Genomic DNA, 12,278 nt, shown 5'->3' with positions numbered 1-12,278 from the left:
CGAATTCGGTCGCACCCGCCACCCCCGCGTGCCACCATGGAGTTGATGACTGACTTCGACGAGGTACGCGACACCGACGGCGCGCCTTTCTCCGACGGCGGGTGGGACTCCACGAGCGCCCTTGCGGAGCGCCAGGCACTGCGCCGGGTCGCCGGGCTGTCCACCGAGCTCGAGGACGTCACCGAGGTCGAGTACCGCCAGCTGCGCCTCGAGCGGGTCGTGCTCGTGGGCGTCTGGACCACCGGCACCATCACCGAGGCCGAGAACTCGCTGACCGAGTTGGCCCGGCTGGCCGAGACCGCCGGCTCGCAGGTGCTCGACGGGATCATCCAGCGCCGCGACAAACCAGACCCTGCCACCTACATCGGCTCCGGCAAGGCCAAGGAGCTGCGCGACATCGTGGTGGCCGAGGGTGCCGACACCGTCATCTGTGACGGTGAGCTGACCCCCGGCCAGCTGCGCCAGCTCGAGGGCGTCACCAAGGTCAAGGTCGTCGACCGCACGGCCCTGATTCTCGACATCTTCGCCCAGCACGCCAGCTCTCGCGAGGGCAAGGCGCAGGTCGAGCTCGCGCAGATGCAATACATGCTGCCGCGGCTACGCGGATGGGGTGAGTCGCTGTCGCGCCAGGTCGGTGGCCGCGCAGCCAACGGCGTCGGCATCGGCGGCCGCGGCCCGGGTGAGACCAAGATCGAGATGGACCGCCGGCGGATCAAGGCGCGAGTCACGAAGTTGAAGAAGGAGATCGCGGGCATGAAGACTGCCCGCGACGTCAAGCGCAGTCAGCGGGGCACGCGCAGCATCCCCAGCGTCGTGCTGGCCGGCTATACCAACGCCGGCAAGTCCTCGCTGCTCAACCGCCTGACCGACGCGGGGGTGCTCGTTGAGAACGCGCTGTTCGCCACGCTCGACCCCACGGTGCGCCGAGCCGAGACCGGCGACGGCCGCGTCTACACGCTGGCCGACACAGTCGGGTTCGTGCGGCACCTGCCCACCCAGCTGATCGAGGCGTTCCGCTCGACGCTGGAGGAGGTCGCCGACGCCGACCTGATCCTGCACGTCGTCGACGCGTCCGATGCCGATCCCGAGGCGCAGATCCGCGCCGTTCGCGAGGTGCTGGCCGACATCGACGCGCTGAACGTGCCTGAGCAGCTGGTGTTCAACAAGGCCGACGCCGCCGAACCCGAGACCGTGCTGCGCCTGCGCCATCTGGCCCCCGACGCGCTGTTCGTGTCCGCCCGTACCGGCCGCGGGCTCGACGAGCTGCGCGCCTGCATCGATGCCGGGCTGCCCCGTCCGGACATCGAGGTCACCGTGCTGCTGCCCTACACCCGGGGAGACCTCATGGCGCGCGTGCACGAGCGCGGCGAGATCCTGACGACCGAACACACCGGCGGCGGCACCCTCGTCCGGGCTCGGGTCGGCCCGGCGCTGGCCCGGCTGCTGGCGCCGTACGCGTTCGTTCAGGTGCCGTAACGCCCCGAGGGGTAGGCTCGGCTTCGATCACCCACCCGTTCCCGGAGGTCAGGCCCGATGGAGCTCTTCTCGCCCGGACACCTTGTTGTCCTGGCCATCGTCATTGCCTTCCTGTTCTTCGGGTGGAAGCAGCTGCCGGACATGTCGCGGTCCCTGGGCCGTTCCCTTCGGGTGTTCAAGACCGAGATCAAGGGCATGAGCCAGGACGACAAAGAACGCGCCGAGGCCGAGACACCCAAGGCCATCGAGCCCCCGCCGGCCCAGATCATCAAGAACCCCAATGCGGCCGGACCGTCCCGTCCGCGCCCTACCCCCCGGCCGACGGCGTCCAGTGCCAATGGCGAAGCGCGCCAGACGGGCCAGTGATCGGCACCCGCTGAGCGGTCCCGTGAGTTTGTTTCGCGGCGCGCTGGCTGTCCTGCTTGCGATGAGCACCGCCGTCGTCGCGGTCCCGTCGCAACGCGCCGAAGCAGACCCGAGCGACTGCACCTTCAAGCCCGGCACGGCCGTCGGTGACATCTGGCCGCAGCGCCGGCTCGACTTCCAGCAGGTATGGGGCATCACCCGCGGCGCCGGGGTCAAGGTCGCCGTCGTCGACAGCGGCGTGAACTTCATCAACCCGCAGCTGCGGGGCATCCGGCACGAGACCGGCGTTAGCGTCATCCCCACATTCGACCGCACCACCCGCGACTGCGTCGGGCACGGCACCGCGGTGGCCGGCATCATCGCCGCCCGACCGCTGGCCGATCAGACCTTCCTGGGCGTGGCACCCGACGTCACGATCATCCCGATCAAGCAGACCAACACCAAGGACGACAAGTCCGGTCAGCCCGCAGGCATCGCAGCCGGGATTCGGGCCGCGATCAGCGCCGGCGCGCAGGTCATCAACATCTCGGTCGAGGTCAACGCCCCGACACCCGATCTCACCGCTGCCGTTGCGCAGGCCCGAGCCAAGGGCCGGGTCATTGTCGCTGCCGCCGGTAACGACGGCCAGCAGTCCAGGGCCAAGGCCTACCCGGCGGCCTACTCGACGACCTTCGACAACGTGATCGCCGTATCGGCCACCGACAGCAACGACGTGGTTGCCGACTTCGCGAACGCCGGCGGTTACGTCACGGTGGCCGCGCCCGGCAAGGACGTGCCCGTCCCGTCGAGCCTCAGCGGTTACGAGAACGCGGCAGGCACGAGCTTCGCGGCCCCGTACGTCACCGGCACCGTGGCGCTGATGCTCGCCGCAGCTGCCCAGGACCCCGGCACCAGTCCGATGACACCAGCCGACGTGCGCGACCGGCTCGAAGTGACCGCTGACGCGCCGCCCGCGGATGTGCCCGACCCGCTGTACGGCTACGGGATCGTCAATCCCTATCTTGCGGTGACCACGGTGCGCGACGGCTCGGTGGCGCTGCCCCGGCCGTCCAAGGCGACGCCGTTGCCTGCCCCGCAGGCCGCGAAGCCTGCCGACCGCGCCCTGCAGCACGTCGCGCTCGGGCTCGCCTTCGGGCTGATCGGGCTGACGGTCTTGACGTTGGTGGCCGCGGGCATTCTGCGCGCCGGCGGTCGACGCCGGGCCGGACCGCTACCCCCGAGCGAGCCCGACCGCGATCGCGGGACGCTTGTGCGCCGGTAACGGCCCGTCAACCGGCGATCTCGCCGGCCGCCGAGGTGAAGCCCTGGGTCAGTCCGGCTTCCACACCGCGGTAGCTCTCGGCCTGCGCGCCGAGCGCCGCGCCGGCGTACTGCACCTGCTCGACGTGCGAGGAGATGGCGTCGAAAGCCTTGCTGAGCACGGTTTGGTACAGCCCGGCGAATAGGGTGCCCTGCTCGTCACCGCCCCAGGGATAGCCGTCGCCATCGACTGTCGCCGCGAGGCTCTGCAGCCCGGACGCCATGGCCTCGCCGGTCGTCGTCAGCTGCGCGCCCTGGCTGCTCATCGTCTCGGGCGTCACCTGCATCGGTGTGAGCACGTCAGGCCTCCGTCCGGGGAGTGCTGTCCCGCGCGAGCAGCCGGTCCAGGGTGCTGGAGATGTCGCTCAGCCGCTGCTGGGCACCCGCCCCCAGCTCGGTGGCCAGGCGACCCAATGATTCGACGTCCGGCGACGGGGCGGCGGTGTCGAGCAGCGCCTCGGGCAGCGCCTCCCGGGCCGCCGCCTGGGCGGCGCGCACCGTCTCGGCGATCGATGCGCCCAGCGTCTCGGCGCTCAGGCGCATCGCCTTCGGCTCCAGAGCGATGTCGAGCACCTGGCCTGATCCGTCGACGACGGCGGTCATCGACGCGTCGTCGCTGTGCGCCTCGTGGCGGGCATCGGCCAACCGGGCCGCCACGTCGTCGGTTGCCATCAGAACTCCCCTCGCTCGAGTACCCGCTCGTCGCCCGTCACCGGATCGACGATGCGCAGACTGGTGACCTGCGGGTTCGCGCGCAAGGCGGGCAGGTCGCGTTGCAGGAATACGCTGGGCACCAGCACGTCGTGCGCGTGCAGGGTGACCTGGCCCGAAGCCTGCGCCGCGTAACGCGCGCTCATCCGGTCCCAGATCAGGTCGGCCTGGCGACGGGTCAGTGTGCTGCGCTGCCCGTCGAAGATCTCGGGTCCCACCTCACTCATGTCCCGCCCGCCTCCGCACGGATGTAGGTGACGAGCTGATCCAGCGTGCGCAGGATGCGCGGGTCGTCGGGGCGGACCAACTCACAGCGCTCACCCCAGTGCTCGAAGGTGGCGGTGACGTCGGCTAGCAGCTGCTGGGCTTCGTCGGCGCCCAGCGGGCGGCCGTCGCTCCAGACCGCGGTGTCGGGCAACCGAACGTAGTAGATGTCGAGCGGTTCGACCGGCAGCGAGATGGTGCGCCCGGCCCGGGCGTAGACGAAGCTGTCGCGGGCCACGCTGGCCACGATCGCGCCGCTGTCGTGCGCGACGGCCTGCGAACCGAGCTCCTCGACAATCATCGCTTCTCCCCGGTCACGAGGTCGTACACGACGTCGAGCCTCCAGTGCCGGAAATCGGCCACCAGCTGCAGGGTCTCGGCCAGGTCGCGGCGCTGGTCCGGGGTCAGGGCACTGCCGTCGTCCCAGGTGTCGGAGACGCCGTACACGATCACCGTTTCGTGCACCCCGTACTCCACGAAGATCCGCGCCGAGCGGCCACCGAGTTCGTAGGCCAGCTCGGCACGGCCCGCCGAGACGATGTCGGCGCCCGTACTGGTGTCGTGGCACCGCACGGGGCCGACGCGCCCTGGCGGGCCGGTCTGCACGATGCGTCCCGGGGCGGGGGGGCGAGTCATCGGCCGAAGATACGGGTGTCGGTCGGGCCGCCGGGCCCGACGGGGTCGCGTTCGGTGATGGTGGTGACGTTCGGGTTCTCGCGCAGCGCCGGCACCTCGCGGGTCTTCCAGAAGCCGCCGGGACGCGCGTCGTGCACGTAGGCGGTGACGTCGCCTGATGCGTTCTGGCCGTACCGCTCGGACAGTCGACCCCAGATCTTGTCGCGTTGGGAGCTGCTGACGAGTCCCTCGTTGGAGCCGTAGAGGTCGAGGTCGTCGAAGTACTTGCCGCCCTGGGTCTGCTCGAGGGTCGTGCTGGTGACGCCGTCTGTGCTCTTCTCGGCGTAGGTGCGCATGCTGACCTTGTCGGCGTCGCGGCCCGACCAGAACACCGCGCCGTCCTTGGGACTGCTGACATCCATCCGTTCCGCCTTGCCGATGAGCCCGGCGAACTCGCGGGTCTGCGCCGATCCGGTGGCGATCTTCTCGCCGAGCTTGGCGGTGTCGCCGGCCAGCGTCTTGGCACCCACTTTCTCGAACAGCTTCGCGGCCTGCTCGAACAGCTTCGCGATCTCGCGCTCGACCATCGAGATCACCGTGTTGAGCGCCTCACGGCAGATCGCGCGCGTCGCGGCGACGAAGCCGGGGATCTCGGCAGCGGTGGCACCGAAGGTGGCGACGGCGGTGGCGATGGCCTGGGCCACCTCGATGACCAGGATGATCAACTGCGCGATGAACAGGATCTTCAGGGCGAGCGTGATGCCGGCCATCACGATGAGCCCGGCGCCGATCAGTTCGGCAGCGGTGGCGTTGTCGGGCAGCGTGAGCCCCGGCCCGTCCTGCTTCATCCACCATGTACGGAAGGCGTCTATCGCCTCGCCGGCATGCTCGCCCCACACGCTCTGCGCGGTGGCGTCGGCCTGCTCGGCGTGGCCGCGCAGCGTCGAGCCATAGGTGAGCCACGTCTGGCCCGCTTCGAAGAGCTTGTCCTCGTCGGCCTGTGGCCAGATCAGTCCGATCCAACCCAGCGGCTCGGTCAGCTCACCTGGCAACTCGATACCCACCGCTCAGCGCCCGTAGCCGGGCGGTATGGCGCCACGTCGACGGACCCGCAGGATTGCGATCGCCACCGCACCGAGCACCACCACGACAAGGACGGCGATCAGGACCGGGGACAACCCGCCGCCGCCGTCGGCCGATGCCGTGACCGTCGGGCTCTGAGACGCCGAGCCGGAACCGGCAGGCGGTGCACTCGAAGACGGTGCACTCGAAGACGGCGTAGCGGGCGCTACCGAGCCCGAGCGCGCAAAGTCCTTCGCCCACTGGTCGTAGATCGGATTGCGCGCGTTCGCCGGCAATGGGTCGGTGAGGGCGTAGCGCGGCAGGATCATGCCGTAACCCAGGTAGTCGTCGGCTCTGGTACCGAAGTACTTCTCGCCCAGGCCGTTGTGGGTGTTGTACAGCGCTCGGGTGACGATCTGGCGCGCTGACTCGGACGGGAACTCGGCCCGCAGCAGTGCGAACGTGCCGGAGGCGATTGCCGCGGCCTGGCTGGTGCCCGAGTTCAGCGGGTCGGGGCCGTAGAGCTTGTTGGTCAGCAGCTCGTTGACAAGACCGTAGCCGGGCGCCGCGAACGCGACCTCGGGTCCGCTGGCCGTCTTCGTCCACGGCTTGATCGCCGAGTCCACTGCGCTGATGGCCAACGCGCCCGGACAGTTGGCCGGTGCGGACACCGGGCCGGCCGGCTCACCGGCCGCCGCGACGACGATGACGTCCCGGTCGTAGGCGTGTCGGATCGCCTGGGCGAGCACCGTCGGGCAACTGCCGTGGCGGCCCAGGCTGAGATTGATGACCTCGGCCCCGTGATCGGCCGCCCAGCTGATGCCCCGGGCGACGTCGGCGATGTCGTACGTCCCGTTCGTCGAGGCGTCCACCGGCAGGATCTTGGCCTCGGGTGCGACGCCGATGAGCCCGGCGCCGCGGCCGGTACCGGCGATCAGGGCCGCCATGTCGCTGCCGTGACCGAATCCGCCGGTGTCCGGTTCGGCATCGTCGCGCTGGCCTCGGGGGTCGCGACCGGTGAGGTCGAGCCCAGGCAGCACCTGGCCCTGCAGGTCACCAAGATCCGCCTGCACCCCCTGGTCGATCACCGCGACGGTGACACCGGCCCCCTCGTTCGTGTGCCATGCCTTCGGCAGGTCGAGCAGCTGGTACCAGTACGCCCCCTTCGGCAGCGCCTGCGCCGACGCCGCCGCCGCGACCAACAGCTGCGCAGCAAGCAGGATCGGGACGGCCAGGAGGGCGAGTAACCGACGTGGTCCTCGCGGGGGTGCGTGGCGTCGGCCGGGGGACAGCGGCATCTGTTAGCTGATCACCGACGGCGGTGCGTCCGACTCGCCCCACACGTCCTCGTCCTCCTGCAGCCAGGTGGTGCGGTCGCGCTCGCTCTCGTCGCCGCCTGCGCCACCGCCGCCACGCATGGGAGCGATCTGGCCACCGGCGACGCCGCGTCCGCCCGTGCCCGCGCGGGCCGCGCCGCGACCCGATCCACCACCGCTGCCTTCGGTAGACCTGCTACCGAGACCTCCCGCGGACCCGCTGCTCAGACCTGCTGCGGAACCGGCGCCGAGCCCTCCGGCAAGACCACTGGCTGAACCACTGCCGAGACCGGCCGCAGAGCTGCCCAAGCCACTGGCCGAACTGCCGAAACCACCCGCAGGACCGCCGACACCGGCCCCAGAACCGCTGCCGCCGAGACCCGATCCGTCGTAACCGGCCAGCGTCGACCCGCTGTCCAGACCGACGCCGTGATTTCCGACCCCGTGACCGCCGATCCCGGCACCGCTGACACTGCTGCTGTCGAAGCCGGAGCCGCCGCCGTTGGCCAGCCCATCCGTGCCGGTGTCGAGAACTCCTCCGCTGCCGTCCACGCCGCTGACTCCTCCCGGGCCGGGGTCGGGATGCGAGGGCTGGACCGGCTTCGGCGTCTTGGCGACATGCCACTGACCCGACTGCCCGATGGAGTGCGTGGGCGTCGAGGTGTGGGCTGGTGTGCCCACGCCGCTGTTCGGCGCGCTCACGGCGCCGACGCCGCCCCCGCCCGACCCGGACCCGTGTGATCCGGTACCGCCGTAGTTCGTGGTCGGAGTGTTGTCGCCGCCGCCGGCGTTGGTCTTGGTCTGCCATTCCAGCTGGGCGGGCATCTGGTCTCGACCGCCGTCGACCTCGCCGACGAGCGTGAAGTAGGCCTGCTCGTCGGCGCCGCCGTCGCCGTTACCGCCGAAGGGCCCGATCGTGGCGTTGACGAACTTCGCCCCGCCGCTGGGCCCGTCGGATTCGGTGCCGCAGGCCGCTGCGGCGGCGGTGGCGATCCGCTTGGTGCCGGCGCGCATTTGATCCGCGGAGTCCCGGATGGACTGCACCGACGCGGTTGTGTCGCCGAACGTCTTCCTCGCCTTGTCTGCGTCGTCGCCGTCCCAGCCCTGGGAGAACAGGTCCTGGTAGGCCGTGTCGAGCTTGGTGTAGATGCCGGCTAGACGGGTGTGGACGTTCTCCCAGCCGCGGGCCTGCTCCTGCAGCCCTTCGACGTCGATGCCCTCCTTGACCTTGCGGAAGGCATCGGCTTTGCCGTCGTTGTACTCCGAGCCCAGGAAGCTGTGCCGGGTGAAGTGGAAGGTGCCGTCGATCGGCTCCTTGCCCTCGGTCTCGTACAGGTGGTGATAGTTTCCGCCATCGAATCCGTACGCCATCGTGGTCAGGCCCCCTTGCTCGCGCCCGACGTGGACGTGTTCGTGTTCGAGGCGTTGTCGGCCGCCTGGCCGTCCGCAGCGCTGTGCTTGGCGATCGTCGCCTGCAGCAGGGTGACCAGCGCATTGACGCCAGAACTTGTGTCCCGCCAACCCTGCTGGAGGTAGTGCACGCTCGAGTGGTAGCGGTCACCGGCGACCTTGGTCCCGTTCTCCTGCAGACCGGTGTCGTCGGACTTCTTCAACAGCGCGTGCATGTCACCGGTGATCGACTCGAAGGAGTCGACGGGCGGGTTCTGGATGTCGTACTGGATCGACTGCAGGTCCTCGAGCACGCGCTTCATGACGTTGATCTTGACGGTGCTGGGTTTGCTGGGGTTGGCCATGGTGCTCTCCAATCGATGGATCGACGCTCGTCAGACCCACATCTCGCCGACTTCGGTGACCGTGGCGGTGTATGTGTTGTGCGCGGTCTCGGTGATCGTGGCGATGTGCGCGAGCAGCGCGGTGAGATCAGCCGCGGCACGATCCCAGTTGCGCTTCTTCGTCAGATACAAATCGCGGGCCTCGCCGGACCAGGTGGCCACCATCGGGGCCAGGTCGCCCTCGAGCGTGGACAGGATGTCGTCGAAGCTCTTCTTGTGCGCGCGCAGGTGCCCGGCTGCGGCCTCGATCTTCGCGTGCTCGACGTAGATGTCACTGGCTGAATCGCTGGCTGGATTTCTGCCGGACATGTCGCGCCCCCCTTCAGCTGTTGATCGTCGTCCGCATGGCCACGTGGTCGCCGGACTGCTCGTTCTCCTGGTTCACGTAAAGCCCGTGCGTGCGCTGCAACGCAGCCTGCATCTGGCGCAGGTTCTTGTTGATGGCAACGACGTCGGCCTCGTAACGGGCGTGCAGGTCGCGGTGGGCCGAGGCACCGGCGCCGGACCAACCCGACAGCATCTCGTTCACGTCGGTGCGCATCTTGGACAGCAGTGCGTCGAGCTGTTCGGCCGCCGCGCCGATCTGGCCCGCCGAGCGCTGCATGGCGTCGGTGTCGACTCCGAAACTCAAAGCGATCAGTGCTCCCTTTCGACGGGCCGCGCTGGGCTGCGGTTGGTCTTGACTCGGATCATGCCCAGACCTGGATGGTGGCCTGGTGTGTCGCCGAGTAGTTCTCGTGGGCGGAGCCGACAGCGCGACCCACCGTGTTCAGGACGGTGGTCAGCGACTGCGCCGCCTCCGACCATTCCCGGTGGCAGGCCAGGTAGGACTCCTGGGCCGCCCCGCTCCAACTGTCGATCATCGGCCTGAGATCGGCCTCGAGCTGGTCGAGGGTGCCCTGCAACCGGGTGAACAACTGCTGCACGCCGGCTGGCCGGCCTGCAGGGTTCCCAGGTTGACCTCGATCTCGGGCATGGTCCTCGTTCTCTCGTTATGGGTCAGACGACGCTTGGGCCGGCCGGGCGGGCGCGAGTACGCCCACCCGATCCGGTCAGCTCCCGGCCGTTAACTCCAGTTGGCCTGCGCGGCGGATTCGGCCGCGGTGTAGTTCTGGTGCGCGTCGTTGACGGCCTGGCCGATGCTGTTGAGCACCTGCGACAGCGCCGTCGCGGCGTCGTCCCACTGCTTCTTGCAGGCCAGGTAGGACTCCTGAGCCGCACCGCTCCAGGACGCGATCATCGGCTGCAGGTCGGTCTCGAGCTGCTCGATGGTGGCGGTGAGCTTGGTGTAGTTGCTGCGGATTCCGGTGGCGCCGGCCTCGAGGGCCTCGAACTTGACGCTGATCTCGCCCATGACTATGCCTCTCCCGTTTCGATGATCGGTCTGGTCAGCCGTTGATCTGGCCGGCGAGGCCGGTCAGCGTCTGGGTCTGGTTGCTCTCCTGGCTGCCGTACGTCTTGTGCGTCGCCAGGAGCGCCTCGTGCATGCGGCGCAGCGCGGTGTTGATCTTGTTGGCCTGCGACTCGAACGCCTCGTGCACCTGCATGAACGAGGACGCGGCCTCGCCGCGCCAGCCGCCCATCATGGTCTCGACCTCGGAGCGCAGCGCGCCGATGTGACCCTGGATCTCGGTGGCGGCGTTCTCCACCTTGGTGGCGCCAGCGGCCATGGCTTCCTGGCTGGTTGTGTACTGCGGCACGGTCGTTCCTCCTCGTGAGACGGTGCGCGTGCGCCGGAGCCGGCGTCGGCGGTGGTGATCGATTCTGCCGTGCGAAAGGTACCTAAAACCCGCGCATGCCAGCTATCGGACAACTGGCTTTCCGGGTTACAGAATGCTTATATGCCCCATACCGCGACCGACAACGCCGATCTGACCATCCTGTGGACAACCCGTCAGTTCGCCACGGGCGTCCGGGCGGCGACCGGGTCCAGCGCCAGGCCCACCGGGATGAGTGCCAGCAGTTGTGCCGGGATGGTCGCGGGGGTGACGTCGGCGTAACCGAAGCCGGCCAGCACGTCGGACGACGCCGCGGCGTAGCGACGTCCGGGCTCGGCGACGAGGAACGTGGTCGCCGAGTGGTCGTTCGAGCGGACGATCGCAGCCTTGCCGCCCGACACCGCAACGCTGTCGGCGGTGCCGCGGGCCGAGAGCGCCGACTGCGACACCTGCGGCAAGGAGTAGCTGGGTAGCAGGCTCGGCGGCACCGAGAGCGTCGGATTGCTCGAGTTTCCGCGATACAGCGCGCACACCCCACCCCGCTGGCCGGGCACGGCGCTGGTGCGCGGGATGCTCGAGGGCAGGCCGGTGAACTGCTGCGACACCGCAGACCAGGTCGTGGTCGACTGCGGGAGATCGATGACGTCGCTACGCGAGACCTCGACGGGCGGCGCGATTGCGTTGCGCGGCGGCAGCGGCAGGGTCTCGAGCAGCCGGGCCTGCACCTCGGTCAGGTCGGCCACGCCATCCGGCAGGACCAGCAGGTACCGGCGATCGTCGGTGTTGTAGAGCAGCTGGCCCACGCTCACGCCGCGCCCGCTGACCGGGCTGCGATACGGCGTGCCGGCACCGGGGACCGTCGGGGTGCGCAGGGGGGTACCGGCCTGCACGCCGTCCAGGAACGCGGTGCCCACCGTGACCACCTGCGAGGTGTTGAGTTGCAGCGAGGTCGCCACCTGGCTCGAGCCGATCGCCAGGCGCCGGCCCCCGGCAAGCAGGTAGTTCGTGCCGTCGCCCGCCGAGCGCACCACGACGCCGGTGCCAGTGAACAGGGGGGTGGACCCGAGGTCGTCGCCGATCTCGACGGACACCTTGGTGGTCAGGGTCGTGCCCGCGCCGGCCTGGGTGCGCGAGCAGACGGTGAACGGTGCCGTCACCAGACCGTCGGCCGAGGGCAGCGAGGTGGGCAGCCCCGGGATGCCGATCGTCGAGCCGCGCTTGGCGCCGTCGAGCACGTCTCTGTCGACGTGCACGACGTTCGCCTGCTGGCTGCCGCTGCCGGACACCGCGAGCACGGCGGAGGCGTAGTTCAGCACCGGGTGCAGCACGCCGTCGAGGCGGACGAAGATCGCGGCTGTCTCGTTGGTGACGATGACCGCTCCGTTGGCCTTCCAGTCGTCGTTGGGCGCGGGCTTGATGAGACCGAACACCGCGAAGCCGGCGACGACCAGGATCGCGATCATGATCCCGGACAGCGTGGTGACGGTGAGCCGGCGCATCGGCGCCTCGACCCCGTTCGGCTCGCCGGTGACCAGCGCGGCGAGGGCCCGACGGTTCTGGAACCGGTAGGCCTGCAGCTGATCGCGGCGGGTCTGCACGTGCAGAACGATACGGGCGCGCTCAGCCTCACCGAACGGAATGCGATGATCGGCGCCCGA

Annotated in this window: 18 protein-coding genes; 3 read left to right on the top strand and 15 right to left on the bottom strand. The window is 69.5% G+C overall.

Annotated elements, in window-relative coordinates:
- The first annotated feature begins 36 nt into the window (after positions 1 to 36).
- Genes hflX through ACFFC4_RS09795 form a run of 3 tightly spaced genes read left to right on the top strand, consistent with a single transcriptional unit; the run spans position 37 to position 3,103 of the window.
- On the top strand, positions 37 to 1,476 hold the full coding sequence (gene hflX / locus ACFFC4_RS09805; RefSeq protein WP_375500261.1) for a GTPase HflX: 1,440 nt from the start codon (positions 37 to 39) through the stop codon (positions 1,474 to 1,476).
- Positions 1,477 to 1,533: 57 nt separating this feature from the next.
- Positions 1,534 to 1,842, top strand: coding sequence for a Sec-independent protein translocase subunit TatA (gene tatA, locus ACFFC4_RS09800; protein WP_375500259.1), 309 nt, complete (start codon positions 1,534 to 1,536; stop codon positions 1,840 to 1,842).
- A gap of 22 nt (positions 1,843 to 1,864) precedes the next feature.
- Positions 1,865 to 3,103 (top strand): S8 family serine peptidase, encoded by a 1,239-nt coding sequence (locus ACFFC4_RS09795; protein ID WP_375500257.1) that lies wholly within the window; start codon positions 1,865 to 1,867, stop codon positions 3,101 to 3,103.
- A gap of 7 nt (positions 3,104 to 3,110) precedes the next feature.
- Here the strand turns inward: ACFFC4_RS09795 and ACFFC4_RS09790 are convergent, their stop codons facing one another.
- The 15 genes from ACFFC4_RS09790 to eccB all read right to left on the bottom strand — a co-directional run bounded on the left by ACFFC4_RS09790 (position 3,111) and on the right by eccB (position 12,218).
- The gene (locus tag ACFFC4_RS09790) at positions 3,111 to 3,440 is read right to left on the bottom strand and encodes a hypothetical protein (protein WP_375500255.1); all 330 of its coding nucleotides are present in this window, start codon (positions 3,438 to 3,440) and stop codon (positions 3,111 to 3,113) included.
- Between the two features lies 1 nt (position 3,441).
- Positions 3,442 to 3,813, bottom strand: coding sequence for a YbaB/EbfC family nucleoid-associated protein (locus tag ACFFC4_RS09785; RefSeq protein ID WP_375500253.1), 372 nt, complete (start codon positions 3,811 to 3,813; stop codon positions 3,442 to 3,444).
- On the bottom strand, positions 3,813 to 4,079 hold the full coding sequence (locus tag ACFFC4_RS09780) for a hypothetical protein (protein WP_375500251.1): 267 nt from the start codon (positions 4,077 to 4,079) through the stop codon (positions 3,813 to 3,815). The genes ACFFC4_RS09785 and ACFFC4_RS09780 overlap by 1 nt, the downstream gene beginning before the upstream one ends.
- Positions 4,076 to 4,417 (bottom strand): hypothetical protein, encoded by a 342-nt coding sequence (locus tag ACFFC4_RS09775; protein WP_375500249.1) that lies wholly within the window; start codon positions 4,415 to 4,417, stop codon positions 4,076 to 4,078. Before ACFFC4_RS09775 ends, ACFFC4_RS09780 begins: the two co-directional genes overlap by 4 nt.
- Positions 4,414 to 4,752 (bottom strand): hypothetical protein, encoded by a 339-nt coding sequence (locus ACFFC4_RS09770; protein ID WP_375500247.1) that lies wholly within the window; start codon positions 4,750 to 4,752, stop codon positions 4,414 to 4,416. The genes ACFFC4_RS09775 and ACFFC4_RS09770 overlap by 4 nt, the downstream gene beginning before the upstream one ends.
- Positions 4,749 to 5,795 (bottom strand): hypothetical protein, encoded by a 1,047-nt coding sequence (locus ACFFC4_RS09765; protein WP_375500245.1) that lies wholly within the window; start codon positions 5,793 to 5,795, stop codon positions 4,749 to 4,751. Before ACFFC4_RS09765 ends, ACFFC4_RS09770 begins: the two co-directional genes overlap by 4 nt.
- Before the next feature lie 3 nt (positions 5,796 to 5,798).
- Positions 5,799 to 7,091, bottom strand: a complete 1,293-nt coding sequence (locus tag ACFFC4_RS09760) for a S8 family serine peptidase (protein WP_375500243.1) — start codon at positions 7,089 to 7,091, stop codon at positions 5,799 to 5,801.
- Between the two features lie 3 nt (positions 7,092 to 7,094).
- On the bottom strand, positions 7,095 to 8,480 hold the full coding sequence (locus tag ACFFC4_RS09755) for a hypothetical protein (RefSeq protein WP_375500241.1): 1,386 nt from the start codon (positions 8,478 to 8,480) through the stop codon (positions 7,095 to 7,097).
- A 5-nt stretch (positions 8,481 to 8,485) separates the two neighbouring features.
- The gene (locus tag ACFFC4_RS09750; protein WP_375500239.1) at positions 8,486 to 8,863 is read right to left on the bottom strand and encodes a hypothetical protein; all 378 of its coding nucleotides are present in this window, start codon (positions 8,861 to 8,863) and stop codon (positions 8,486 to 8,488) included.
- 30 nt (positions 8,864 to 8,893) lie between these two features.
- On the bottom strand, positions 8,894 to 9,211 hold the full coding sequence (locus ACFFC4_RS09745; protein ID WP_375500237.1) for a WXG100 family type VII secretion target: 318 nt from the start codon (positions 9,209 to 9,211) through the stop codon (positions 8,894 to 8,896).
- Between the two features lie 13 nt (positions 9,212 to 9,224).
- A complete protein-coding gene (locus tag ACFFC4_RS09740) occupies positions 9,225 to 9,533 on the bottom strand; it encodes a WXG100 family type VII secretion target (RefSeq protein ID WP_375500235.1) in 309 nt (102 codons plus the stop codon).
- A 58-nt stretch (positions 9,534 to 9,591) separates the two neighbouring features.
- Positions 9,592 to 9,828: a WXG100 family type VII secretion target gene (locus ACFFC4_RS09735; RefSeq protein WP_375500233.1), complete on the bottom strand. Its 237-nt coding sequence runs from the start codon at positions 9,826 to 9,828 to the stop codon at positions 9,592 to 9,594.
- Between the two features lie 140 nt (positions 9,829 to 9,968).
- Positions 9,969 to 10,256, bottom strand: a complete 288-nt coding sequence (locus ACFFC4_RS09730; RefSeq protein WP_375500231.1) for a WXG100 family type VII secretion target — start codon at positions 10,254 to 10,256, stop codon at positions 9,969 to 9,971.
- A gap of 34 nt (positions 10,257 to 10,290) precedes the next feature.
- Positions 10,291 to 10,602, bottom strand: a complete 312-nt coding sequence (locus tag ACFFC4_RS09725) for a WXG100 family type VII secretion target (RefSeq protein ID WP_375500229.1) — start codon at positions 10,600 to 10,602, stop codon at positions 10,291 to 10,293.
- Positions 10,603 to 10,796: 194 nt separating this feature from the next.
- Complete coding sequence (eccB, locus tag ACFFC4_RS09720; RefSeq protein ID WP_375500227.1) at positions 10,797 to 12,218, bottom strand: type VII secretion protein EccB; 1,422 nt, start codon at positions 12,216 to 12,218, stop codon at positions 10,797 to 10,799.
- Positions 12,219 to 12,278 lie beyond the last annotated feature (60 nt).

It is taken from the genome of uncultured Jatrophihabitans sp., from assembly GCF_964244045.1.
Lineage (GTDB): Bacteria > Actinomycetota > Actinomycetes > Mycobacteriales > Jatrophihabitantaceae > Jatrophihabitans.
The sequence above is the reverse complement of the archived record's forward strand: the minus strand, read 5'-3'. Positions and strand labels throughout refer to the sequence as shown.